We start from the raw sequence: 23,745 nt of genomic DNA, 5'->3' as shown, positions 1-23,745 counted from the left end.
GGCGGTCTGGGCCCTGCCGGCAGTTGCCGGGAAGGGCGATGATGCCACAAAACGCCCCGACAACGCAGGCCAACGCGAGCGTGTAACATGACCGGGGACACCCCGGGTCGAGGAAGCCCCATGCGATATCAGGATGCCGACACCGCCGGACGCCGACGCCTGATCGGGCTGATGGTCACGCCCGTGCTGCTCCTGGCCCTCTACCTGATCGTGGCCAACGCGCTGATCAATGCCCGATACACCCAGACGTGGCTGACCGAGAACAGCGACGTGTCGGTGAGTTGGGCGTGGGGATGGAGCGCCTTCCCCGGGCATCTCGTCCTCGACACCCTGGATGTGGCTTACGACAAGCCGCCCGTTCGGCTGGCGGTGGCGCGAGCTCACCTGTGGATCTCGCTGATGGCGCTGCTCGGGCGCGACCTGGAAGTCTCGCGTTTCTCGTCACAGGGGCTGCGCCACGTCAGTTTCGACGGCCATCGCCTGGAGGGCGATGGCGAGATCAGCCTGTCCGACCTGAGGCTGCAAGAAGGCCTGGTGTCGATCCAGCGTCTTGAGCTGGGGCTCGAGCAGGCCAGCATTCGTCGCGGCAGTGCCGTACTCGCCAACGACATCCGCGTGGTAACCGACCTGCAGGTGGCACCGTTCCGGTTATCACAGCATCAGGGCCTGGCAGCGGCGCGATTCGTGTCGGGACAGCTCTCCCTGGACGCCACGGCCGGCGCCTGGGACGTGTTTTCGCCCTATCTCCGCCAGCTGGATTGGCTCGGCCTGGCCGGCCAAGGCCGGCTGAGCGGCGAACTGTCGCTCGAGCGCGGCGTGCTCGCGCCCGGTAGCGAACTTCAGCTGGACTCTTCCTCACTGCTGGTGGAACTGGACGAGCAGCGGCTGCTGTCGCCTTCCGAGCCATCCGCCACTGACGCCAGTCCACCGCGAGAGCCGGCCTCGAGCACGCCCGACCGTCATCGACTCAGAGGCCGCGGCCACGTTACGGGCCGCGTCATGGAAGCCGACGAGGGGCCGACCATGGAACTGGTGGTCTCCCTCGATGAGATGACGATGCAGCGTGCGGGAAGCGCCGACCCGTTCATGAACAGCCAGCGCTTCCGGCTTTCTGCACGGCTGCCCGGTGCCGACCTCGCTGACCCGTCGTGGCGGCTGGCCGCCGCCCGGTTCGAGTGGAAAGCGGCACGCCTGCCCGATGTGGGCGCCCTGTCGGCTTACCTACCCAGTGATGGCCCGCTGACCCTGCAACGCGGCAGCGCGCGGCTGGAAGGCTATCTGGCGTATCGGGATGGGCTTGTCGAGGGCAACTTCCACCTTGCCGGCGACAGGGTGGCAATAACGCTGGCGGGCAGACCGCTGGAAGGCAGCATGACACTGGACCTGGCATTGCCCGCGCTGGACCCACAGCAGCCAAGGATTGACCTGACGGGCACTCGCCTCGAGGTCACCGCACGTGCCACGGAGGACGCCTTGCCGCTGACCACCGAGATCACCCTGGAGAAGGCCGACCTGACCTCGAGGGCTCCCCTGGCAGAGCTGTTCGGGGCGAAGGGCCACCCACCGCTGGATGGCCGGGTGGTCATGCGCGGGCGGGTGGCCCGGCTCGATGTGCTGGATGACTTCCTGATCGACGTCGTCGAAGGCGGCCTGACGCTGGAAGGCGGCGGCGACCTGTCAGCCAGCCTGCAACTGGCGCAAGGACAGATCGCCTCGGGCAGCCGCCTGGCCGTGACCACGGAGTCGCTGGAGGCTCGCCTGTTAGGCCTTGAGGCGTGGGGACGTGGGAGCGTCATCGCCAGTTGGCAGCAAGGTCAGGAGGGATCCTCGGCCCGGCTGGAGGCCAATCTGGAGGAGACGCGCGTGGCAAGAACCGCTGACGGCGGGCTGCTGATGCAGGATGCGCGCCTGGCCCTGACAGCCGACAGTGACACTCACGAGCTTGGCGCCTCGCTGGCTAACCCACGCCTGTCGGTTTCCTGGCAAGGTGCCAACATGCCCGATGTCGCGGTGCTGCAGGCCTATTTGCCCGCCACCTTACCGGCGACGCTGCACTCGGGACAGGCCGCCACCCAGGGCAGAATGGAGGTAGTGGGCGGGGTGGCCCGCGGCCAGCTCGAGATATCCGGACAACGCATCACCGGCCGCCTGCTCGACAGGGACGTGGAAGGCGAGCTGGCGCTGGACCTTCAGGTACAGGAAGCCAACCTGGCCAGCCGGCAACTGGACCTTTCCGGGTCACGACTGTCGATGCAGGCCACGACCACGGCATCCGCACGCCCCCTGCAAACCCGGATCGTGGCACATGAGGCGCGGCTCGGACCGCTGCCGATGCCGGGTGAGCAAGGGCCAGCAGCGGCACTAGATGGTGCACTGGTGATGGAGGGTCAGGTCGCCAACCTGGGCATCCTCGACAGTTTCCTGCCATCGGCTCACGGCCTGACCCTGGACGGCAGCGGCCTTTTCCGGGCCGCCCTTTACCTGGCAGATGATCAACTGAGCCCGGGGAGCCAGTTCCAGGTCGAGACGGATGACGTGGCAGTGGGCTTCCTCGACTTCATGGCCCACGGTCAGGGCCGCCTGGAAGCCGAGATCGACGGCGAGCAGCAGACTCCCGGCGCCCGCCTGACCCTGACGCTACCCCGTTTCAGCCTTAATCGGGTCGGCGAGGAGCAGGCGTACGTCACGGGCCGTCACTTCAGCCTCGAGACTCGAACAGCGCACCTCGAACTCGACACCGACGCCCATTCGCTGCAAAACGTCACCACCCACATCCGCTTGCCCATCGCCGAGGTGGACGACCTCTCTCGCTACAACGCCTATCTTCCCGAGGATGCGGGCCTGGCACTGCTGGGCGGCCGTGCCGGCCTGGAAGTGGACCTGCAACTGGAGGGGCTCCAGGCTCGCGGCGATCTCACCCTCCAGGCCTTCGATACGGCCATCCGGTTTGGAGAGCAGCACCTGGATGGCGACCTGCGGCTGGATATCCGCCTGCGCGATGGCGACCTGCTCAGTCGCCGCTTCGATGCCTCCGGGTCCCAGTTGAGGCTGGACAACATCCAGCGCCGGGATGAGCAGACGCGCGGTGAAGCCGGCTGGTGGGCACGCCTGGATATCAAGGAAGGGCACCTGGCCTGGGAGCGCCCGCTGCAGATGGATGCCCGACTGGACCTGGCGATGCGCGACAGCGGCCTGCTGGCTCGCCTCTTCCTGTCGCGCGCCCGGGAATGGGAATGGCTGGGCCGGCGCCTGACGGTCAGAGATATCCATGGCAGTGCCCGGCTGCACATCGACGCCAACAGCCTGCAGCTGAGCGACGCTCGTCTGACCGGCGGCCCCCTGAAGATGCGCGCCGACCTGACCTTTCGCGATGAGGCGCCAACTGGTTCGCTCTATGCGCGCCTGGGCCTCCTCGCCGCAGCCGTGTCGCTCGAAGAGGGCCAGCCTGAGGTGCGTCTGCTGCGTCCGCGCCAATGGTATGAGCGTCAACGCGCCTCGTCCGAAGAGCAGAGCGATGCGTTGGAGGACGTCACGGTGAACCAGTGGCAGGAAGCCCTCGACACCTTGGGCGTGCCTGATTTGAACCGGGACTGAGCGCGCCTCCTACCAAAGAATCGGGGGTAATAAATAAGTGGCATACTGCATCGCAGCACGCTGTGATAATATGCGCCCGTTTTCTAACCCTTCCCCCACCTCCTGCCTCAGGATGATCGCAGCCATGCTGACAACCTGTCGTACACCTCTCAGGCCACGGCAACCCGCCCGTTGGCCGGGCATGTTCGTGCTCGCCATGCTCTCACTGCTCGCCAGCGGCCCCGTGCTTGCCGCTACCGGCGAGCTCGACCTCACAGGCTCCTTCGTGGGGCTGCTCGCCGTCGCCGTCTTCGTGCTGGCCTATGCCTTGGTCATGGTCGAAGAGAAGATCCACATGCGCAAGTCGAAGCCGGTGCTGGTCGCAGCCGGCATCATCTGGGCGCTGATCGGCTGGGTCTACGTCAAGGCGGGCATGCCCGCCGAGTCGGAGCACGCCTTCCGCGTGACCCTGCTCGAGTTCACCGAGCTGATGCTGTTCCTGCTGGTAGCGATGACCTACATCAACGCCCTGGACGAGCGACGGGTATTCGATGCGCTGCGCTCCTGGATGGTCCGCAAGGGCTTCAGCTATCGCTCGCTTTTCTGGATCACCGGCGTGCTGGCGTTCGTGATCTCGCCAATCGCCGACAACCTGACCACGGCGCTGCTGATGTGTGCCGTGGTGACCAAGGTTGCCGAAGGCGACAAGCGCTTCATCAACCTCTGCTGCGTCAATATCGTGGTGGCGGCCAATGCCGGCGGCGCCTTCAGCCCCTTCGGCGATATCACCACCCTGATGGTCTGGCAGGCCGGCATCGTCCAGTTCTATGAGTTCTTCGAACTGCTGATCCCGTCGCTGATCAACTTCATCATCCCGGCCGTGGTGATGAGCGCCTTCATCAAGAATCGCAAGCCGGCCAGCATGGAGGAGGATGTCTGGCTCAAGCGCGGCGCCCGACGCATCATCGCCCTCTTCCTGCTCACCGTGGCCACCGCCGTGGCCTGCCACACCCTGCTGCATCTGCCGCCGGTACTGGGCATGATGACGGGCCTTGGCTACCTGCAGTTCTTCGGCTACTACCTGCGTCGCACCCTGCCACGCTCCCTGGAGCGCAAGCGCACCCGTTACAGCCAGCGTGGCGACTGGAAGAAGCTCGAGAGCCTGGGTAGCGTCGTGCCCTTTGACGTCTTCAACCGTGTGGCACGAGCCGAGTGGGACACGCTGCTGTTCTTCTACGGCGTGGTGATGTGCGTGGGTGGCCTCGGCTTCATGGGCTACCTGGGTATGCTGTCAGAAGCCCTTTACACCGGCTGGAACGCCACCGGCGCCAATATTGCCCTGGGCGTGATCTCGGCAGTGGTCGACAACATCCCGGTAATGTTCGCCGTGCTGACCATGGAACCGGACATGTCCCATGGCCACTGGTTGCTGATCACCCTGACCGCCGGCGTGGGTGGCAGCTTGCTGTCGATCGGCTCGGCGGCCGGTGTCGCCCTGATGGGCCAGGCCCGTGGCAACTATACCTTCATGGGTCACCTGCGCTGGACCCCGGTGATCGCCCTGGGCTACGTCGCCAGCGTAATGGCCCATCTGTGGCTCAATGCCGAGAGCTTCCACGTCTTCAATTGAGCCACCCTCTCCCCCGGCAGCAAGACGCTGCCGGGATCCTGTTTCGCGTTGATTGCTCGACCTGTAAATTTCTTTAAAGTGATGTAGCGTATAAGCATGACCCGTGTCGCCAAGCCACGCAGGTCACCTGATGCCTGTCACAGAGCACCTGTGGTGTGCATCAGCAAAAAAAGATAATGCCCTCAGGGGCTGCAGGGAGAAGGCGTCATCGACTCATACACTCGTGAAGTGCAGGCCGTGCTTGCATGGTGCATGAACCTGGCGTTTAACAGACAACCGGAACGCAAGCTCCGATGCTATCACTCGACCTGACCCCCTCACTGGTGGCGGTGGGCACATTTGCTGATGCCGGCCGGCCGGGGAGGGGCTTTTCATGCGGCGCCTGAACCTTCTGGCTCTAGCCGCCGTGATGCTGCTGGCCGGCCTGTCGCTGGCCGGCGCGTCGGCCAATGCCCGAGAGGAGCCGATCCTGCTGGTGGCACACCCCGGTGTGGATACCCACAGGCTGAAGCGCGATACCACTCGCGCCATCTTCGCCATGAGACAGCGCACCTGGCCCGACGGTCAGGCGGTCCGTGTCTTCGTGCTCGACAATAACCACCCCGTGCATGCCCGCTTTGCCAAAGAGCAGCTGGCCGTTTACCCGCACCAGCTGCAGCTGGCCTGGGATCGCATGGTGTTTTCGGGCACCGGACAAGCCCCCGAGCGTGTTCGCGACCAGGCCGAGATGCGCTTGCGAATCACCACCACGCCTGGCGCGGTAGGATATCTTGAAAGGGAGTACCTGGATGATCGCGTCCAAGTCATTTCAATGGAGTGATGCCCGTTCCATAACCGCCATAGCCCTCGCCCTGGGCCTGGGCCTATCTGCCCATGCGCAGGGCGATGAGGGCGTGCTGGATACCCTTCAGGTGCATGGCTTTCTCAGCCAGGCATTGGTCGTCACAGACGATAACAACTTCTTCGGTCCCAGTAGCAGCGATGAAGGCAGTTTCAAGTTTACCGAGATAGGTGCCAATGCCTCGCTGCGACCCCACGAGGACGTGCTGGTAGCCGCCCAGGTGCTGAGCCGACGAGCCGGCGGAGATGGCAGCGATGCCCGTCCGGTCCTCGACTACGGCGTCGTCGACTATCAGATGCTTTCCGACCAGCAACGCACCTTCGGGGTGCAGGTCGGGCGCTTCAAGAACCCCTTCGGTTTCTACAACCAGACTCGCGATGTGGCCTTTACGCGCCCCAGTATCCTGCTGCCCCAGTCAATCTACTTCGACCGTACCCGATCCCTAGGGCTTTCCGGTGACGGTGTCAGCCTCTATCACGAGGAACGGCTGTCAAACGGAGTGATAAGAACGCAGGTTGGTTTTGGGCAAGCACAGGCAGGTGATGACCTTCGACGCACACTGCGCCTGGAGAATGTTCCTGGCTCCCTTGATCCAAAGCAATCGGCCATCGGTCAGATTCGCTACGAGCATGATGGAGGTCGTATCGTTGCGGCTCTGAGTGCCGCGCAGGCAAAGGCGAAGTTCGACTCTAATACGCCTCTGCAATCCGATCTGACCTTTCGCTTTCGCCCCGTGATCCTGTCATTACAGTACAACGAGGAGCTCTGGAGCCTGACCGCTGAGTTTGCGCTTCGACCGACTGAGCTGGGAGGACTCGACAATCCCTGGCTCAACGACGTGACTGGCGAAAGTTGGTATGTCCAATATACCCGACGATTTCTTGATGACTGGCAGTGGCTGATTCGTTACGACAGCCTGACCAGCAACAGGGACGATCGCTCAGGACAGAACCTTGAAGAATTTACCGGTGGCGCAGTACCTGCTCATTCGCAGTTTGCCGATGACATCACCGTGGGGCTTCAGTGGACCCCACATCCCCGCATCATGCTGGCCGGCGAATATCACCATGTAGACGGAACCGGTTGGCTACCTGTTCAGGACAACCCGGACCCATCCGAGACCAGTCGTCGCTGGAACATGCTGCTGTTCCAGCTCTCGTTGCGTTTCTGACGTCTCCATGCTCCTGGCCAGGAACCCGCCGAGATGACCCTTCCCGCGTCGCTCCGGACTCGTCACCGACTCAGCCTGACATGGCGTGTCATCGCCCTGAGCAGCCTGTTGCTGGTCGGCCTGGTGGTGCTGTTCACCTGGTTGGGCCACGACAACCTGACACGGCAGTTCCAGGAAAGCCGTCACCAGCATCATGAGCGCCAGCAGCGAGAAATCCGCCTGGCCCTCCAGCGCTCGGCAGAGAACCTTCGCCAGCTGGCCGGTCTGGCGGCGGCTTCACCACGCCTCGGCCCCCCCCTTGCGAAGGGCAACGCCGAAGACGTCGAGGAGGCACTGGCGTCCCAGTGGCCAACCCTTCAGCTTGAGGCGGGCATCGACGAGATACGGGTGGTGGACACCCGGGGACAGACCATGGGCCGCTGGGGCGCCGACAAGGCCGAGAGCGGGTTACCGATCCAGGCCTGGGTGCAGCGCATCATGGACACCGAGATGCCCATCACAGCACTGCGCTGTACGACGGATTGCCAGCAGTATGCTGCTGTTCCAGTGCTGGTAGACGGCGATAGCGTCGGGCTGGTCGTGCTCTCACGCTCTTTGGCCGATGTGACCCGCCAGGCCAGGGAGGTCTCCAACGCCGAGGTGGCCTTGCTGGTGACCGGCCACCTGGAGAGCCGCGACCTACCCGAGGAACGCCATCTCGACCCCTGGAATGGCTACCTCCTGGCGCTGACGCGCCAGGCAGAGAGCCTCCCCGTCCTGAAACGGGCAGCGGGACTCAGTCCAATCCGTCGTCTGCTGCAGTCCCCCATGCAACTGCAGCATCAGGGCCAGTACCTGGAGCTCAGTGCGGTCCGCATGGACGAGGACGCTGACCGTCGCAGCACGGGTTACTTCCTGCTGATCTCCGATAACTCGGCCCAGATCAGGGCCATCAACGAGGACACTCGCATATTGCTGTGGGTTGGCCTGGCAGGCTGGATCGCCGCTGAGCTGGTGCTGCTGCTGATCCTGCTGCGCCCCATGGCACGCCTGCGCCGGATCGCTGGCTTGCTGCCGACGCTGGCCAGCGGGGGATTCGACGATGTGCGAACCGCGATTCCATCCGTCCGCCACCGCCTACCGGACGAGATCGACGTGCTGGAAGGCACCACGCTGGAACTCTCGCGACAGCTCGAGATGCTGGAGGAAGAAGTTCAGGAGCGCGGCGACCAGCTAGCGGAACGCGTCGAGGAACTGGCCCAGGAGCGGGACTTCGTGAATAGCCTGCTGGATACCGCTCGGGTCTTCATCATCGCCCAGGACAGCAGAGGGCGGATCAGCCTGGTCAACGACTATACCAGGGCGATGCTGGACCTGGACGAGCCTTCCCTGCTGGGGCGTCATTTCGTTGACGTGTTCGAGGCGGGCAGGCCCTCTCCGGTAGGCGCCTTCGACACCCCTCAGCAGGAAGAGCGAACCCTGCAGACCCCGGACCAGCGCATCCACACCATCGCCTGGTACCATGCCCCGCTACCGTCCGGCACAGACGGCAGCATGTCACGCATCTCGGTGGGGCTGGACATTACCGAGCGCAAGACGGCGGAGGCCCGTCTGACCTGGCTGGCCGAACGAGACCCCCTGACCGAGCTCTATAATCGACGCTATTTCCAGGACGCGCTGCAGAAGGCCCTCTGGCGAGAATCACAGGGCGCCGTGCTGCTGCTGGACCTGGACCAGTTCAAGGAAGTCAACGAGCTCAGCGGTCACCACGTCGGTGATCGCCTGCTGCGTGAAGTAGCCGAGACCCTGCTGCTGAACCTGGGCCATCGCGGCGTCATCGCCCGCCTGGGGGGGGATGAATTCGCATTGCTGCTGGAGCAGGCCAACCAGGATCAGGCCGTACAGGTCGCTCAGCATATCGACCAGCTGCTCGATAACCTGGGGTTCAAGGCCGCCGGACAACGCCACCGGGTCACGGCAAGCATCGGCATTGCTCTCTTCCCTCCCCATGGGGCCACGCCCGCCGACCTGATGGCCAGTGCCGACGTGGCCATGTACAAGGCCAAGGAGAGCAGCATCCAGCACTGGCATCTGCTCTCGGGTACAGAGAATGCCAAGGACGAGTTGCAGGAACGGGTCTACTGGGTCGAGCGCGTGCGCAGTGCCTTGGCCGAGGACAGCTTCGCGCTGATGGTTCAGCCGATCGTGCGGCTGGAGGATCGTGACGTGAAACACTACGAGGTGCTGCTGCGGATACGCGATGTCGATGGCAGCCTGATCTCTCCCTCCAGTTTTATCCCGGTCGCTGAGCGCAGCGGGCTGATCGTGCAGGTCGACCGCTGGGTACTGCGCCACAGCTTGCGACTACTCAGCCAGTTGCAGGAGCGCGGCATCAGCCTGGCGGTCAACCTTTCCGGCCAGTCCCTGCATGATGAAGGCCTGAAGCAGTACCTGGCCGACGAACTGGCTGCCAGCGGTGCCGATCCGCATCACCTTATCCTGGAGGTTACCGAGACCGCCGCGGTGACCGACTTCTCCACTGCGCGTGGCGTGCTGCAGGCCATCCGTGACCTGGGGTGCCGCACCGCCCTGGACGACTTCGGCGTGGGTTTCAGCAGTTTCCATTACCTGGGACAGCTGCCGGTGGATTACATCAAGATCGATGGCTCCTTCATCCGCAGCCTACCGATAAGCGCCGATAGCCGCGTCATCGTCCAGGCTATCGCCGATATTGCCGCCGGCTTCGGCAAGCAGGCAATCGCCGAGTTCGTAGACCAGGAGGCGTTGCTGCCGATGCTGAGGTCCTATGGCATCACATTTGGCCAGGGTTTTTACCTGGGACGCCCAGTTCCAGCTCAAATGGCTTTTGGCGGTGATACGTGAAAAACACACGCATAGCTCTTTCAGCACTCAACTTAACTTCCAGGTTACGGCTTAAGAAGGAAGGCTCAAGATGACATCATCCCAAAAAATGACGCACATCCGCAGCTCGACGGCCGACCTGTTCGAATCTTTCGTTAAAGATTTCACCTTTAATGTTGCCATAAGTGAATCTGAAAAAAAAAGGATATACCGACTACGGCACGAGGTGTATTGCCAGGAAATCGGCTACCACCCTCCAGGAGAAACTTCGCAAAACATCGAGATCGATGCTCACGACTCGCACTCCATCCACTGCCTGATTGAGCACCGGAGATCGGGGCTCGCAGCTGGCTGCCTCAGGCTAGTATTGCCAGCCCCGGTGGCAGAAGGGAAGCACCATAGGCTCCCCCTTCAGGAATATGGTGAGCGCAGCCTCACCCATGAAATCTTCCACCCTGCCACGCTTCCTTATGAGAGTATTTGTGAAATCTCGCGCTTCGCAATCGCCAGAGCGTTTCGACACAAGCCCATAAAGCATGAAACCCTTGGCATGGAAACTGACCTCCATGAATTCACATCCGAGGAAAAAAAGACATTCCCCTTGATTATCGTTGCATTGTTTCTTGCAACCTACTCGCTGGTGGGCCTCATGAAAAAACGTCATGTTTTTGCAATGATGGAACCAAGGCTTCCGAGACTTCTCTCGATGTCAGGCTTCCATTTCACCAAGGTCGGGGAGCGCATTGAGATGCATGGCAGCCGAAACGCTTTTTACATTGACCACCGGAAAGCCGAAAAAGAAATACATGAAGACCTGATGCCACTTTACCTGCATATCCGTCAGAAGTTGGCCCCTCAGCTGGAATCCCTTCCGGCTTACCAAGATAAGATGGCCTCATATTCCTGAAGCGGAGAAATCTTCGGCCCCGGATAAAGCCTCTCCGGCCAGTCCAGCAGCATGATGGCCAGCACGTTGCGGTGCTCCCCCTGGGCCAGGTCAGTGCCCCCCTGCTCCGAGGGCACCATCCTCGCCTCACGGTCATAGGCCTCGACCAGCGCATCCTGCAGGCGCGTCACCGCCGGGTGGTCCTCCTCCCCGGCCAGCAGGAAACTGATGCCCACCTCCGTATAGATATCCTCCTTGGTATCCGCAAGAATACGCTCCAGGCCCGCGGCGAACGCGTCCAGCACCCAGCGGAACTCCTCGGCCGACACCGGCCGCTGGTAGTAGTCGCTGGCGGCAATCACGAAGTGGGTCATGCCGTAGATCTTGTTGCGATACTCGGCCGTGGAGAGCCTTGCATCTCGCCACGGCGGGTACTGGTGGCGGAAGGCCGTGATGACCTCCTCGCGCAGGTCGGTGACGTCCAGGTCCTCGAGGTAATACGCCAGGTTCGCCACCTGGGCGGCATAGATCGCCATCACGTCGGGATCGAGCAGGAAGGTGCGAAAGTCGACGCTTGCCAGGTAGTCCAGCGCCTGGTGGTACCCGGGAAGGTCGGCCGCGTTCAACAGGCCGTGGTATTTGGCCTGGGTCAGGTCGAAGGCCAGGCGCTTCGCATAGGCGATCTCTCCCCACTCGGCGAGCATCCGCTTGCGCCGACGCTGCTTCTCGGTTCGCGCCGGGTAGGCCGCCACCTTCTCTCGGGCTCGTCGTTCGGCATGGCCCGGCGTGCCCAGCGCATCGATCTCCTCGCGAATCCGGGCCACCAGGCGCTGTCCGTAGTCACGATTGAGGGGCAGGTAACGGGCGTCTCCTGTGATCCGGTAGAGCCGCTGGGCATAGTGGCGCTGCTTGCCTCGGGGCAGGTCGGGCAGCGCCGTCTCGTAGCGCTCTCGGATCGCCTCGGCCACTGCCGCATGGTCCAGTTCCTGCGCCCGTTGCTCGAAGTCCCGCTGTTGGACCGCACAGCCGGCCAGCGACAGAAGCACCACTATCAGCCAGGTCACGAGCACGGCAGGCGTGCGGTTCCTGTCCATCAGGGCCATGCTCAATTCCCCTTACCCCGTCGTCTGGCGCGTCCGGGCGGGATCAATTTGACCCGGGCCTTGGCGCGCGCCGAGGGTATCGCCTTCTCCGTTTTGTTGTCCTTGGTGTCCACGGGCGCTGATGGCGGCTGAACGACAACCCAGGCGAACACCGGCAGGGACAGGTGCCAGTGGATGGCCGAGAGCCGCAACCCGAGGGTAACCACCAGCCCCATGGCGATGGAGGCGGCCAACGGCGCGGCGAGGGCCTCCAGGCCCACGAAAACCACGCCACCGGCAATCGAGGCGGTGGCATAGACCTCCTGCCTGAGCACCATGGGCACCCGGCGCGCCAGCACATCGCGAATCATGCCGCCGGCCACGCCGGTCAGGAGCCCCATGAGTACCGCCACTACGCCGGGCGCCTCCAGCATCAGGGCCTTGTGGGCGCCGATCACCGTGAACAGGGCCAGGCCGAAGGCGTCCGCCACCGGCAGGAACCCACGCGAAAGGCGGTGGATATAGTGGAAGCCGAGGATCGACAGGCCCACGGTGGCCAGTATCACCCAGAGATAGCTAGGATCCGTCACCCAGAACACCGGGCGAACGCCCAGCACCAGGTCTCGCAGGGTGCCACCGCCGATCCCGGTCACCGCCGCCAGCACCAGCATGCCGAAGGGGTCCATCCGCGAGCGGCAGGCCAATATCACGCCCGAAAGGGCGAAGACGATCACCCCCGCCAGATCCAGCCAATACACCACGTCCGTCACATCGTCTCTCCATTGTCGGCTGGACGGGGGCATAGCGCATAGACGTACCTCTTCGCCGAGCGGCCCTCAGTCGCAGAATATCCGGACGCCTTACCCCCGCTGGAAGGGATAGACAGCGCCGATGGCCAGGATCCCCGTCAGCTCGTCAAGCGCCGCCAGGGTCTCCTCGGCCAGCTGTGGGTCGGCCAGATCGGCCGGGGCCAGACGGTCGCGGTAGTGACGCTCGACCCAGGCGGTGAGCTTGTCATGCAGGGCCTCGGTGAGCAGGACACGTCCGGAGAGCGCCGCGCGCTCGGCGGCCGAGAGCACCACCCGCAGCCGCAGGCAGGCGGGGCCTCCGCCGTTGCGCATGCTCTGCTTGACGTCCTTGACCACGACGTCGCTGATGGGATTGTGGCCGCCCAGCAGGAGATCCTGGATGGTGCGCCAGACGCTCTCGCGTTCCTGGCACTCCCCGGGCACCACCAGCGTCATGGTGCCGTCCGGATTGGAGAGCAGCTGGGAATTGAAGAGGTAGGAGGCCACCGCGTCCTCGAGGCTGACCGCCTCCTCGGGGACCCGTATCGGGACCAGTGGCGCGGCCATCTTGGCCCTCAGCTCGTCCAGGGTGGCCTGCTCGTCGAGGAAGGCCCGCTCGTGGTAGAGCAGCACCGGGCCGTTACCCACACTGATCACGTCGTTGTGGAAGACGCCGGCGTCGATGGCCGCGGGGTGCTGCTGGGCGAACACCACCCGGGTCTCCGTGAGCCCATGCTGGCGGGCAATCGCCTGGCTCGCCTCCAGGGTCTGGCGCGCCGGGTAGCGCCGCGGCGCGACGCCCTCCTCGGCCCCCCAGCCGAAGGCCGCGCGGCCATAGACGAAGAGGTGCACCCCGGGCTCGCCGTGGTCGGCGGCAAGGCGGGTATGGTTGGCCGCGCCCTCGTCGGAGAAGGCGGGGGTCGCCGGCAGCACCGGGTGATGGGCGAAGCGCGCCTCGTCACGAAAGATCGCCGCCAGCACCCGGGCGGTGGTGTCCGGCTCCAGATAGCGGTGGAAGCTCGACTGCAGGTTGGCCGGCGTAAAGTGCACCCGGCCGTCCGGCGCATCCGCTGAGGGCGTCACCGTGGCGGCATTGGCGGTCCACATGCTCGAGGCCGAGCAGACCGCGCGCAGGATCTGCGGGGCCTCGCCCGCCGCCCGGGCCAGCACCCGTTCATCACTGCCGGAGAAGCCGAGCTGGCGAAGCGCCCCCAGGTCAGGGCGCTGCTGAGGCGGCAGCACGCCCTGGGCGTAGCCGGCCTCCATCAGCGCCTTCATCTTGCCCAGGCCCTGCAGCGCGGCCTCCCGGGGATTGGCCTCCAGGCCACCGTGGGTCATGGAGGCGACGTTGCCCAGCGCCAGGCCGGCATAGTTGTGGGTCGGGCCGACCAGGCCGTCGAAGTTGACCTCACAAAAGTTGACCTCGCGCACGTCCGGGGTCGGCTGGTTCATAGCGTCACCCCCGGCGGCAGCGTCTCGGGCAGCACCAGTGCCTCGCTCTCCATGGAGGCGACCGGATAGGCGCAGTCGTCGGCGGCGGTCTTGTAAGAGCGCGCTCGGAGCGCCTCGAGCGAGATTGGCATCATGTTGAAGCTCATAGGGTCACCCCCGGCGGCAGGTTCTCTGGCAAGACCAGCGCCTCGCTCTCCATAGAAGCGACCGGGTAGGCACAGTAGTCGGCGGCGTAGTAGGCACTGGGGCGATGATTGCCGCTCTCGCCGATGCCGCCGAAGGGCGCGTCGCCCGAGGCGCCGGTGGTCTGGCGGTTCCAGTTGACGATGCCGGCGCGGATGCGCAGCAGGAAGTCGTCCCAGTCGCCTCGCTCGCCGCCGATCAGCCCGGCGGAGAGGCCATAGCGTGTATCGTTGGCCAGGCGCAGTGCCTCGTCCCAGTCGCGGTAGCGATGCACCTTGAGCAGCGGGCCGAAGTGCTCCTCGTCGGGCACCGCCAGCCCGCTGACATCGATCAGCGCCGGGCTGAGCAGGCTGGTGCCGGGCTCGACGCGGGCCATGCGGGCGAGCACCGTGCCCCCCAGCGCCTCCAGGTCGTCCTGGGCCTTGAGCAGGCCATCGGCGGCCGCCACGCTCACCAGGCCGGCATAGAAGGGCGCGGGCTCGCTGAACTGGCCGGCCACCCGCAGCCGCGAGATGGCGTCACTGAGGGCATCCAGCAGGTGATCCCCTACCTGGCCCTCGGGCACGATCAGCCGCCGGGCGCAGGTGCAGCGCTGGCCACCGGAGAGGAAAGCCGACTGCAGGATGGTCAGCACGGCCGCCTCCTGATCGGGGACGTCCTTCACCACCAGCGGGTTGTTGCCGCCGAGCTCCAGGGCCAGGATCTTGTCCAGCTGGTCGGCGAACTGACGATGCAGGATGCCCCCGACCCGGGCGCTGCCGGTGAACAGCAGGCCATCGATGCCGGGGTTTGCTGATAGCGCCTGGCCGGTGGCGGCGGCCCCCTGCACCAGGTTGATCACGCCATCGGGCAGCCCCGCCTCCTGCCAGCACTGCAGGGTGATATCCGCGGTCAGCGGTGTCTGCTCGCTGGGCTTGAACACCACGGTATTGCCGGCCAGCAGCGCCGGCACGATATGCCCGTTGGGCAGGTGGCCGGGGAAGTTGTAGGGGCCATAGACCGCCATCACCCCGTGCGGGCGATGGCGCAGCACGGCGGTGGCGTCTCCCAGGTCACGGCTGCGCTCGCCGGTGCGCTCCTGATAGGCGCGGACCGAGATCGCCACCTTGCCGATCATCGCACCGACCTCGGTGCGGGCCTCCCAGAGCGGCTTGCCGGTCTCCTGGGCGATGGCGGTGGCCAGGGCCTCGCGGTGCCGCTCCAGCACTTCTCGGAAGCGCTCGACCAGCGCCTGGCGCTCGTCGAAGGCGGTGCGCGCCCAGCCCGGGAAGGCGCGCCGGGCGGCCGCTATCGCGGCGTCTACTTGGGCCTCGGTGGCGGCTGCGCCCGCCCAGAGACGCTCGCCTGCCACCGGATCGATCTTGGCGAAGGTCTCACCCTCGCCCGCCTGCCAGGCACCATCGATCAGCAGCTGTTGTCTTGCGTTCATCACGCCTCCTCCTCGGTGTCCAGTATGCGCAGGGTGTCGCCGGAGGCGACCTCCAGCCGCCGCGCCTCGGCTTCGTCGAGCGTCACCACGCCCTCGGCATCGGGCCCGCGTCCCAGCCAGGCGGCACGGAAGCCGGCCATCCCGGTGGTGGCGGCCAGCCAGCGCGGCCGCGGCGAGCCGTCGAGCGTGCCGGCCTTGACCGCCACCCGGCAGCGCCGAGACAGCCGCACGCCGCGCACGTCGTCGATGTAGGCCTCCACGGTGGGGCCGCCGTCGAAGATGTCGATGTAACCTTCCCAGCGCAGGCCCTCCTTCTTGAGCATGGCCAGCGCCGGGCGGGTGTGCTCGTGCACCTGGCCGATGCAGGCTCGCGCCGCCTCGCTGAGGAAGGGGGTGTAGATCGGGAACTTGGGCATCAGCTCACCGATGAAGCTCTTCTGGCCGAGCCCGGTCAGCTTGTCGGCCTCATCGAAGTCGAGCGGGAAGAAGTGGCTGCCCAGGCATTCCCAGAAAGGGCTCCTGCCTTGCTCGTCGAAGACGCCGCGCATCTCGGCGAGCACCTTGTCGGGGAAGCGGTCGCGAAACTCGGCCAGGAACAGCCAGCGCATCATCGACAGCAGCGCGCCGTTACGCTGATGGCGGCGGTCCGCGCCGCGGTACTCGGGACGCAGGAACAGCGAGGCCACCTCGGCGTCGCCGGTGTGGTCGGAGCTCAGGAAGAGCGTATCGATGGTGCGGTGCAGGTCGAGCTGCACCGAGGAGTGTGCCAGGGTGCCCAGCCGATAGTGATAGAAGGGGATCTCGCGCCCCACTTGCCCCTCGATGGCGCAACAGCCGGCCAGCCGCCCGTTCGCCTCATCCTCCAGCACGAAGAAGTAGAGCCGCTGGTCATGGGGCGTGCGCTCCTCGAAGGCCGCCACCGTCGAGGCGATCTTGGACGCCAGGAAGTCGCGGTTGTCGGGCAGCGACGTGAAGCCCACGCCGGTCTCCCGGGCCAGGGCCTGCAGCTCGTCCAGGTCGCCCTCGGCGATCGGTCGAATACGCATCACAACTCTCCCTCGTCGTAGCCCGGATCGAGTTCTTCCCCGCCGGGTAGCGTCAGCGGCGCGGCCAGCACGGCCCTCCCCTCCTCAACGCCCAGTCGTTCGGCATGCGCCGGACAGAGCATCAATTGGCCGGTGGGCGACAAGGCATAGCGCGCCACCACACAGCGGAAATCGTCGAGACGCTGATTGGCGACCATGGCCGGCTCGGCATCGGGCAGCGCGTGGGCAGGACGGATGCGCACCGGGTGCCAGGCAGCGTGGCGAAAGCTTTGCAAGCGCTCCCGCTCGCCCTTGATCACCGGACCGGCATCGAAGATGTCGACGTGGCGCGAGCGCAGGAAGCCCTCGGCCAGCATCTCGCTCAAGGCCGCCTCGTGATCGGGATACTCGCGGCCGATCGCGGCTCGGGCCTGGGGCGTGAGCAGCGCCAGGTAAAGAGGGAACTGCGGCATCACCTCGGCGATGAAGCTCTTGGAGCGCACCCCGGCCAGGTAGTTGATCTCCTGGTAGTCGCGCACGAAGAAGTGGCGTCCAACGCTGTTCCAGAACGGCGACTCGCCCTGCTCGTCCAGGTAGCCGGGAAAGGCCATGGCCAGGATCGCGGCGAAGCGCTCCGGGTACTGGGCAATGAACATCAGCCGCGCCCGGCGCAGCAGGCTCTCGGCACTGGTGCCCTTGTAGCGGGCATCCAGCGACAGGGCGCAGAGCAGGGTCGCCTCGGAGACCTCGTGAGAGAGCGATAGGGTCGGCACCTCGCGACGCACGTCAAGCTGCTGGGAGGCGTGGATCAGCGTCTCCTGGCGATAGGTATAGTAGGCCTCGCGGGCGCCGGCCTGGGCACGGATGGTGGCGGTACCCACCACCTCGCCGCGCGCCAGGTCCTCGAGCACGAAGGTATAGTGCTCGTCGCCGGGCGCCTCGACCTCGGCGGCGAAGGCATGCTGGGAGCGGGCGATTCGCTCTTCCAGGCGATCGCGATGGGCCGGCAGGTTGGTCAGCCGCGGCGTCGCGCTGCCAGCCAACCGCTCCAGGGCCGGCAGGTCCGCCGAGCGGACGGGGCGTACGACCAGCATGGCAGGGTCTCCGCAGGAGGATGAATCCTTACGCATTGCAGCACCGGGGCTCACTGGCCCGCCACCAGCCGTGCCACCGCCCGCTCGAGACGCGCCATGCCCTCGGCGATATCGGCCTCGGGGATCACCAGCGAGGGCGCCATGCGCAACACGTTGGGCCCGGCGATGAGCGCCATCAGTCCCTCCTCGAGGGCCAGCGGCAGGATATCCTTGGCCCGCCCCTCGTATTCTGGCGCCATCTCGGCCCCGATCAGCAGCCCCATGCCGCGGATCTCCTTGAACACGCCATGCTGGCGGTTGATCGTCTCGAGATGCTCACGGAAAAGATCGTGACGCCGCTTGACGCCCTCAAGCACCTCCGGGGTATCGATGAACCCCACGGCGGCCAGGGCCACGGCCGACGCCAAGGGATTGCCGCCATAGGTCGAGCCGTGTGTGCCGATAGCCATGGCCGGGGCCACGCGGTCGGTGGTCAGCATGGCACCCACCGGGAAGCCGCCACCCAGCGCCTTGGCGCTGGTCAGGATATCCGGGGTCACGCCGTACTGCTGGTAGGCGTAGAGCGAGCCGGTGCGTCCGGCACCGGTCTGCACCTCATCAAAGATCAGCAGGGCGTCGAAGGCGTCACACAGGTCGCGTAGTCCCTGAAGGAAGGCGGGATCCGCGGGGATGACGCCGCCCTCCCCCTGCATCGGCTCGACCATCACCGCACAGGTGTCGTCGTCGATCAGGTTGCGCACGCTGTCCAGGTCGTTGAACTGGCCATGAACGATGCCGCCGGGGACCGGGCCAAAGCCCTGCGAGTACTTGGGCTGTCCACCGACGCTGACGGTGAAGAAGGTGCGGCCATGGAACGACTGCGAGAAGGAGACGATACGGTGCTTGTGCTCGCCATGGTGGTCATGGGCCCAGCGCCGCGCCAACTTGAGGGCCGCCTCGTTGGCCTCGCCACCGGAGGAGCAGAGATAGACCTTGTCGGCAAAGGTACGCTCGACCAGGCTGCGCGCCAGGGCCAGCGCCGGCTCGTTGGTGTAGACATTGGCAAGGTGCCAGAGCTTGTTTGCCTGGGTGGTGAGGGCCTCGACCAGCACCGGATGGCAGTGCCCCAGGCCGTTCACGGCGATACCACCGGCGAAGTCGATGTACTCGCGACCCTCCTGGTCCCACAGGCGGCTCCCCTCGCCGCGCACCGGGATCGCCCTCTGAGGGGCGTAGTTGGGCACCATATACTGGTCGAAGTCGGCGCGGGTCGGGGCCTGGCTCATGTCGCTCTCCCTTCTTGGAATGACGGATCAACTATCTTCAGGTCAACTAACACTCGAGTATAGGGAGCACGGCCGAAGGAAGCTTTCAGCAATGGGACGGTGAGTTGTGTATAAGGCAGTGGCCGTGCTGCCCGCGGGCGGCGGGATGGCAGACGCGGAATGGGATAGGCTGGGAGGAGGAGGCTGAAAAGCCACCGCCGACAAGGAGCCCGAGATGTTCAACACCACGGCCTGGAACCGGATTCGCTATGGGCTCTACGCGCCCGTCTATGACCTGGTGGCCGACCGCGCCTTTCGCCGCGCCCGTCGCCTGGCCCTGGGCCAGGTGACCTGGCACCCCGGCATGCGGGTGCTGCTGGTCGGCGCCGGCACCGGGCTCGACCTGCCGTGGCTACCGCGCGACATCGAGCTGCATGCTACCGACCTCTCCCCGGGCATGGTCAGGCGCCTCGCGCAGCGCGCCGAGGCGCAGGGCCGGGACGTCCAGGCCGAGGTCATGGATGCCGAGTGCCTCGACTACCCCGACGCGCATTTCGACGTGGTGGTCATGCACCTGATCCTCGCGGTGATGCCCGACCCCGAAAAGGGGCTTGCCGAGGCGCGGCGAGTGCTGAAGCCGGAGGGGCAGCTGTGCGTGATGGACAAGTTCCAGACCGACGAGCATCCGGCCGGCCTGGTCCGCCGCGGGCTGAATGCCCTGACCTCGGCCATCGCCACCGACATCACCCGCCAGGCCCGACCATTGCTGTCATCGGCCGGTTTCGTCATCGAGCAGGACACGCCGGTGATGATGGGCTCGCTTTTTCGCGCCCTGCTGGCGCGCAAGGGCAACACGGTATCCGCTACCTCAGCCGCTCCTCACGAGGGGTAATGCCGAAGTGATTGCGATAGGCGGTGGAGAAGTGCGCCGCCGAGGAGAAGCCGGTCTGCAGGGCGATCTCGCCGGCGGGACGGTCGCTGTCGCGCAGCAGCTGACGCGAGCGCTGCAGGCGCAGGTCCAGGTAGTAGCGGCTGGGCACTGTCTGCAGGTACTTCTTGAACAGCCGTTCGAGCTGACGACGCGAGATGCCCAGATGCTCGGCCAGTTCGTGGGTGGTCAGCGGCTCCTCGATATTGGCCTCCATCAAGGCCACCGCCTCGGCCAGGCTCTCCGGGGCATGGCCGAGGCGGGAGCGCAGCGGCACCTGCTGAGGCTCGTCACCCATGCGGATACGCTCCAGCACAAAGTGCTCTGAGATCCGCTCAGCCAGCCGGGGACCTTGCTGACTGCTGACCAGGGTCATCATCATGTCCATGGCGGCAGTGCCGCCGCCACAGGTCAGCCGGTCACGATCGATCTCGAAGAGCTGACGGGAAAGCCTCACGCGAGGAAACGCCTCGGAGAAGGCACTGAAGCGCTGCCAAGGCAGCGTCGCCCGGTAGCCGTCCAGCACCCCGGCACGGGCCAGTACCTCCGTGCCCCCGCCGATACCGCCCAGCACCACGCCTGCCCCGGCCAGCCGCCGAAGCCACTCGATCAGCCGTTCGGGAACGCAGCCGGACAGCGGACCCGGGGCGCACACCAGCAACAGATCAAGCGGCTCATCCACCTCGCTGATCCCGGCCTGGGGCATCAGTGCCTGCTGGGAGGCGCTCGCCACCGGCCCGGCGGTGCTGGCGAAGGTGGTGAGCCGGTAGAGAGTCCGACCCTCGAGACGATTGGCCACCGCCAGGGGCTCGGTGGCACAGGCCTGAGCCAGCAGCGAGAAACCGGGCAGGACCACCATGCCGACATGCCGCGTCGCTGACGCCGGACGAAGGGGGACAGGAGATTCGGACATGCAGGGCTGGCCTTGGGGTTGGTGCCGGAGATGCTGGGCGAAGCCACCATCTTACCCAAGGCCGGATGGAACCACAGCCCCGCCGCACGGGCAGGGCAACGGCGGGCTAGTCGGCGTTGCCACTCAGCAGCAGCATGGCCACTGCCAGGACCCCGATCACGACGATAACGATAGGCAACACGCGGTGAAGCCCGTGGGAAGACTCTTTCGCCTCTGGCTGCTCCGCATCCGGCTCGGGATGCTCGAAATCCTCGGGCTGGCTGACTTCCTTGAAATGCTGGAGTTCCTCTTCCGGCGTCTTGTTTTCTCGGGTATCCATGGCAACACTCCACTGGCTGAGATTAGCATTCCGCATGCTCGAGCAACGACCGAAATGCGGGTCCTACAAGTTCACGACATCGAAGTCCGCTACCGGGTTCACATCGGCATCGTAATCGACGTCATCGCGCTCGAAGCCGAAAAGCTTGAGAAAATCGTGCTTGTACCCGGCATAGTCGGTGATCTCGAAGAGATTCTCGGTGGTCACCCGGGGCCAGAGCTCCTTGCAGGCCTGCTGGACGTCATCGCGTAGTTCGCGGTCATCCAGACGCAGACGGCCGGCGTCGTCGATGCGGCAGTCGTTGTCCTGTTCTTGACGAGCATACAGGCATTCGCTGAACAGGCGGTTGAGCTGGTCGATGGTGCCCTCGTGCAGGCCCTTCTCCTTCATTACCTTGTAGACCATGGCGATATACAGCGGCATCACCGGGATGGCCGCGCTGGCCTGGGTCACTACCGACTTTAGCACCGCCACATTGGCACCGCCGCCGCTGCTGGAAAGGCGCTTGTCGATCTCGCCGGCGGCGCGGTCGAGATCCTCCTTGGCCTTGCCCAGGGCGCCGTGCCAGTAGATCGGCCAGGTGATCTCGGTGCCGATATAGCTGAAGGCCACGCTGCGCGCGCCCTGGGCCAGCACGCCGGCGCGGTCCAGGGCATCGATCCACAGCTCCCAGTCCTCACCACCCATCACCGCCTTGGTGTCCTCGATCTCCTGTTCGGTCGCGGGCTCGACCTCGGCTTCGAAGATGGCGTCCTTGTTGGTGTCAATGGCAGTGGCGCGATAGGTCTCGCCGATCGGCTTGAGGCTGGAGCGCTTGAGTTCGCCGCTGTCGGGCATCTTGCGAACCGGTGAGGCCAGCGAGTAGATCACCAGGTCGACCTGACCCAGGTCCTGCTGGATGAGCTCGATGGCCTTTTCACGGGCCTCGTGGGAGAAGGCGTCACCGTTGATCGACTTGCTGTAGAGCCCCTCGGACTTGGCGAAACGGTCGAAGGCGGCGCTATTGTACCAGCCGGCGGTGCCGGGCTTCTTCTCGGTACCCGGTTTCTCGAAGAACACGCCCAGGGTGTCCGCGCCGTAGCCAAACGCCGCGGTGATACGCGCCGCCAGGCCATAGCCGCTGGAAGCACCGATCACCAGCACCTTCTTGGGCCCGTTGGCCTTGTCGAGGCCGCGGGCGCGGGTCGCCTCGATCTGCTCGAGCACGTTCTTCTCGCAGCCAACGGGATGAGTGGTGGTGCAGATGAAACCGCGTACCTTGGGCTTGATGATCACGTCAGACCTCGTTGTTGTCCGGCGGATAGGGCAACGGTGCCCGTCCGCGTGGGAATGAATGAGCCGGAAAATGCAAAAAATTCAGCCAGTGGGCAACATGATAGCGGCCCCGTCGGCGGCTGTCCGCCCTTGAGGCCACCGCATGGCTGGTGCAGGATGCTCCTCCCGGGCAACGAGTGTGGCAGGAGCGTAACGATGGATGCACAGACGCTGGTCGACGAGCGCGGCGAGCTGTGGCTGGCCCTGGCCCCGCTGTGGCTGGAACGCGAGCCTCGTGAAACCGACTACGCACACATGGTCAACGTCATTCAGCGCCATGACCTGAGCGTGCGTGAGCTGGAGTGGGTCTTCCGCCTGGAGCTAGCCCCGGTGCTCTCCCGCCACCAGATGTCGGTGGCCGGCGAATGGCGCTCGTTCGACGACTACAAGCTGATGAAGCAGTTGGTGGCCCACAACCTGCGGCTCAACGGCTGGCGGCGCAAGAGCTGGGCACTGTTCTCGGGATTGACCACCATGATGACTCGCCATCGCTGGAACGAGCTGATGGGACGGGTACTGGTCGAACGCGGCGAAGTGCCCTGACCGTCAGGACTCGTCCAGGGCCTTCTCCAGCGCCTCGCGCAGCGCCACCTCGTCATCACGGGGCGAGAACCGGCGAATGACCCGGCCATCCCGGCCGATCAGGAACTTGGTGAAGTTCCACTTGATCATGCTGGTCCCCAGCACACCCGGCGCCTGGCGCTTGAGCTCGACGAACAGCGGATGCGCCCCACTGCCGTTGACCTTGACCTTCTCCATGAGCGGGAAGGAGACACCGTACGTTTGCTCGGCGAAACGGCAGAAATCCAGTGCCGACTCCGGCGTCTGGCGGGCGAACTGGTTGCAGGGAAAACCCAGCACCGTGAAGCCTCGGTCGCGATAGCCGCAGTAGAGGTGCTCGAGGTCGCGCAGTTGGGCGGTGAAGCCGCACTGGCTGGCCACATTGACGATCAGCAGCACCTGGCCACGCAGGGCGCGGAGGTTGAAGGGCTCGCCGCTATGAGTGCGGCAATCGTAATCATGGATGGACAT

20 protein-coding genes are annotated in these 23,745 nt (G+C 65.2%); 8 read left to right on the top strand and 12 right to left on the bottom strand.

What is annotated here, in order from left to right; all coding sequences use genetic code 11:
• Positions 1–120: 120 nt before the first annotated feature.
• The 6 genes from FHR95_RS15785 to FHR95_RS15760 all read left to right on the top strand — a co-directional run bounded on the left by FHR95_RS15785 (position 121) and on the right by FHR95_RS15760 (position 10,963).
• The gene (locus FHR95_RS15785; protein ID WP_183315111.1) at positions 121–3,594 is read left to right on the top strand and encodes a hypothetical protein; all 3,474 of its coding nucleotides are present in this window, start codon (positions 121–123) and stop codon (positions 3,592–3,594) included.
• A 124-nt stretch (positions 3,595–3,718) separates the two neighbouring features.
• On the top strand, positions 3,719–5,203 hold the full coding sequence (gene nhaD / locus FHR95_RS15780) for a sodium:proton antiporter NhaD (protein ID WP_183315110.1): 1,485 nt from the start codon (positions 3,719–3,721) through the stop codon (positions 5,201–5,203).
• 373 nt (positions 5,204–5,576) lie between these two features.
• A complete protein-coding gene (locus tag FHR95_RS15775) occupies positions 5,577–6,023 on the top strand; it encodes a hypothetical protein (protein ID WP_218922900.1) in 447 nt (148 codons plus the stop codon).
• Positions 5,992–7,215, top strand: coding sequence for a hypothetical protein (locus FHR95_RS15770; RefSeq protein WP_218922899.1), 1,224 nt, complete (start codon positions 5,992–5,994; stop codon positions 7,213–7,215). The genes FHR95_RS15775 and FHR95_RS15770 overlap by 32 nt, the downstream gene beginning before the upstream one ends.
• Before the next feature lie 33 nt (positions 7,216–7,248).
• Entirely contained in the window at positions 7,249–10,077 is a 2,829-nt protein-coding gene (locus FHR95_RS15765) for a bifunctional diguanylate cyclase/phosphodiesterase (protein ID WP_183315109.1), read from the top strand.
• A 70-nt stretch (positions 10,078–10,147) separates the two neighbouring features.
• On the top strand, positions 10,148–10,963 hold the full coding sequence (locus tag FHR95_RS15760) for a PEP-CTERM/exosortase system-associated acyltransferase (RefSeq protein ID WP_183315108.1): 816 nt from the start codon (positions 10,148–10,150) through the stop codon (positions 10,961–10,963).
• Here FHR95_RS15760 and FHR95_RS15755 read toward each other — a convergent pair.
• From FHR95_RS15755 to FHR95_RS15720, 8 genes are all read right to left on the bottom strand, one after another.
• Positions 10,933–12,045, bottom strand: a complete 1,113-nt coding sequence (locus FHR95_RS15755; RefSeq protein WP_246378647.1) for a DUF3541 domain-containing protein — start codon at positions 12,043–12,045, stop codon at positions 10,933–10,935. The two genes, FHR95_RS15760 and FHR95_RS15755, sit on opposite strands and share 31 nt — an antisense overlap.
• 2 nt (positions 12,046–12,047) lie before the next feature.
• Positions 12,048–12,794 (bottom strand): TRIC cation channel family protein, encoded by a 747-nt coding sequence (locus FHR95_RS15750; RefSeq protein ID WP_183315107.1) that lies wholly within the window; start codon positions 12,792–12,794, stop codon positions 12,048–12,050.
• A 90-nt stretch (positions 12,795–12,884) separates the two neighbouring features.
• The gene (astB, locus tag FHR95_RS15745; RefSeq protein ID WP_183315106.1) at positions 12,885–14,264 is read right to left on the bottom strand and encodes an N-succinylarginine dihydrolase; all 1,380 of its coding nucleotides are present in this window, start codon (positions 14,262–14,264) and stop codon (positions 12,885–12,887) included.
• Positions 14,261–14,398, bottom strand: a complete 138-nt coding sequence (locus FHR95_RS15740; RefSeq protein WP_183315105.1) for a hypothetical protein — start codon at positions 14,396–14,398, stop codon at positions 14,261–14,263. Before FHR95_RS15740 ends, astB begins: the two co-directional genes overlap by 4 nt.
• 8 nt (positions 14,399–14,406) lie before the next feature.
• Positions 14,407–15,876, bottom strand: coding sequence for a succinylglutamate-semialdehyde dehydrogenase (gene astD / locus FHR95_RS15735; RefSeq protein WP_183315104.1), 1,470 nt, complete (start codon positions 15,874–15,876; stop codon positions 14,407–14,409).
• Positions 15,876–16,922, bottom strand: coding sequence for an arginine N-succinyltransferase (gene astA, locus FHR95_RS15730; protein WP_183315103.1), 1,047 nt, complete (start codon positions 16,920–16,922; stop codon positions 15,876–15,878). The genes astD and astA overlap by 1 nt, the downstream gene beginning before the upstream one ends.
• Positions 16,922–17,995 carry an arginine N-succinyltransferase gene (locus tag FHR95_RS15725; protein ID WP_040184206.1) on the bottom strand — a complete coding sequence of 358 codons (1,074 nt, stop codon included), beginning with the start codon at positions 17,993–17,995 and terminating at the stop codon, positions 16,922–16,924. The genes astA and FHR95_RS15725 overlap by 1 nt, the downstream gene beginning before the upstream one ends.
• 50 nt (positions 17,996–18,045) lie before the next feature.
• On the bottom strand, positions 18,046–19,260 hold the full coding sequence (locus FHR95_RS15720; RefSeq protein ID WP_183315102.1) for an aspartate aminotransferase family protein: 1,215 nt from the start codon (positions 19,258–19,260) through the stop codon (positions 18,046–18,048).
• A 214-nt stretch (positions 19,261–19,474) separates the two neighbouring features.
• On the opposite strand from FHR95_RS15720, the gene FHR95_RS15715 reads away from it, so the two are divergent.
• Positions 19,475–20,131, top strand: a complete 657-nt coding sequence (locus FHR95_RS15715; protein WP_183315101.1) for a class I SAM-dependent methyltransferase — start codon at positions 19,475–19,477, stop codon at positions 20,129–20,131.
• Here the strand turns inward: FHR95_RS15715 and FHR95_RS15710 are convergent.
• The 3 genes from FHR95_RS15710 to fabV all read right to left on the bottom strand — a co-directional run bounded on the left by FHR95_RS15710 (position 20,103) and on the right by fabV (position 22,674).
• On the bottom strand, positions 20,103–21,080 hold the full coding sequence (locus FHR95_RS15710; protein WP_179862006.1) for a GlxA family transcriptional regulator: 978 nt from the start codon (positions 21,078–21,080) through the stop codon (positions 20,103–20,105). The genes FHR95_RS15715 and FHR95_RS15710 overlap by 29 nt on opposite strands.
• Positions 21,081–21,186: 106 nt before the next feature.
• The gene (locus tag FHR95_RS15705; RefSeq protein ID WP_040184204.1) at positions 21,187–21,399 is read right to left on the bottom strand and encodes a hypothetical protein; all 213 of its coding nucleotides are present in this window, start codon (positions 21,397–21,399) and stop codon (positions 21,187–21,189) included.
• A 63-nt stretch (positions 21,400–21,462) separates the two neighbouring features.
• Positions 21,463–22,674 (bottom strand): enoyl-ACP reductase FabV, encoded by a 1,212-nt coding sequence (gene fabV, locus FHR95_RS15700; RefSeq protein WP_040184203.1) that lies wholly within the window; start codon positions 22,672–22,674, stop codon positions 21,463–21,465.
• A 195-nt stretch (positions 22,675–22,869) separates the two neighbouring features.
• Between fabV and FHR95_RS15695 the strand changes: the two genes are divergently transcribed.
• Entirely contained in the window at positions 22,870–23,256 is a 387-nt protein-coding gene (locus FHR95_RS15695; RefSeq protein WP_040184200.1) for a DUF7079 family protein, read from the top strand.
• A 3-nt stretch (positions 23,257–23,259) separates the two neighbouring features.
• On the opposite strand, the gene FHR95_RS15690 is transcribed toward FHR95_RS15695, so the two are convergent.
• Entirely contained in the window at positions 23,260–23,745 is a 486-nt protein-coding gene (locus FHR95_RS15690) for a glutathione peroxidase (RefSeq protein WP_040184198.1), read from the bottom strand.

The organism is Halomonas fontilapidosi, from assembly GCF_014192285.1.
GTDB classification, from domain to species: domain Bacteria; phylum Pseudomonadota; class Gammaproteobacteria; order Pseudomonadales; family Halomonadaceae; genus Halomonas; species Halomonas fontilapidosi.
This window is presented reverse-complemented; position numbering and strand designations above follow the sequence as displayed.

Coding starts and splice junctions, on each gene's coding strand:
- FHR95_RS15785 (WP_183315111.1), top strand. CDS start 121: ATGCGATATCAGGATGCCGACACCGCCGGACGCCGACGCCTGATCGGG.
- nhaD (WP_183315110.1), top strand. CDS start 3,719: ATGCTGACAACCTGTCGTACACCTCTCAGGCCACGGCAACCCGCCCGT.
- FHR95_RS15775 (WP_218922900.1), top strand. CDS start 5,577: ATGCGGCGCCTGAACCTTCTGGCTCTAGCCGCCGTGATGCTGCTGGCC.
- FHR95_RS15770 (WP_218922899.1), top strand. CDS start 5,992: ATGATCGCGTCCAAGTCATTTCAATGGAGTGATGCCCGTTCCATAACC.
- FHR95_RS15765 (WP_183315109.1), top strand. CDS start 7,249: ATGACCCTTCCCGCGTCGCTCCGGACTCGTCACCGACTCAGCCTGACA.
- FHR95_RS15760 (WP_183315108.1), top strand. CDS start 10,148: ATGACATCATCCCAAAAAATGACGCACATCCGCAGCTCGACGGCCGAC.
- FHR95_RS15755 (WP_246378647.1), bottom strand. CDS start 12,045: ATGGCCCTGATGGACAGGAACCGCACGCCTGCCGTGCTCGTGACCTGG.
- astB (WP_183315106.1), bottom strand. CDS start 14,264: ATGAACCAGCCGACCCCGGACGTGCGCGAGGTCAACTTTTGTGAGGTC.
- FHR95_RS15740 (WP_183315105.1), bottom strand. CDS start 14,398: ATGATGCCAATCTCGCTCGAGGCGCTCCGAGCGCGCTCTTACAAGACC.
- astD (WP_183315104.1), bottom strand. CDS start 15,876: ATGAACGCAAGACAACAGCTGCTGATCGATGGTGCCTGGCAGGCGGGC.
- astA (WP_183315103.1), bottom strand. CDS start 16,922: ATGCGTATTCGACCGATCGCCGAGGGCGACCTGGACGAGCTGCAGGCC.
- FHR95_RS15725 (WP_040184206.1), bottom strand. CDS start 17,995: ATGCTGGTCGTACGCCCCGTCCGCTCGGCGGACCTGCCGGCCCTGGAG.
- FHR95_RS15720 (WP_183315102.1), bottom strand. CDS start 19,260: ATGAGCCAGGCCCCGACCCGCGCCGACTTCGACCAGTATATGGTGCCC.
- FHR95_RS15715 (WP_183315101.1), top strand. CDS start 19,475: ATGTTCAACACCACGGCCTGGAACCGGATTCGCTATGGGCTCTACGCG.
- FHR95_RS15710 (WP_179862006.1), bottom strand. CDS start 21,080: ATGTCCGAATCTCCTGTCCCCCTTCGTCCGGCGTCAGCGACGCGGCAT.
- FHR95_RS15705 (WP_040184204.1), bottom strand. CDS start 21,399: ATGGATACCCGAGAAAACAAGACGCCGGAAGAGGAACTCCAGCATTTC.
- FHR95_RS15695 (WP_040184200.1), top strand. CDS start 22,870: ATGGATGCACAGACGCTGGTCGACGAGCGCGGCGAGCTGTGGCTGGCC.
- FHR95_RS15690 (WP_040184198.1), bottom strand. CDS start 23,745: ATGTCCATCCATGATTACGATTGCCGCACTCATAGCGGCGAGCCCTTC.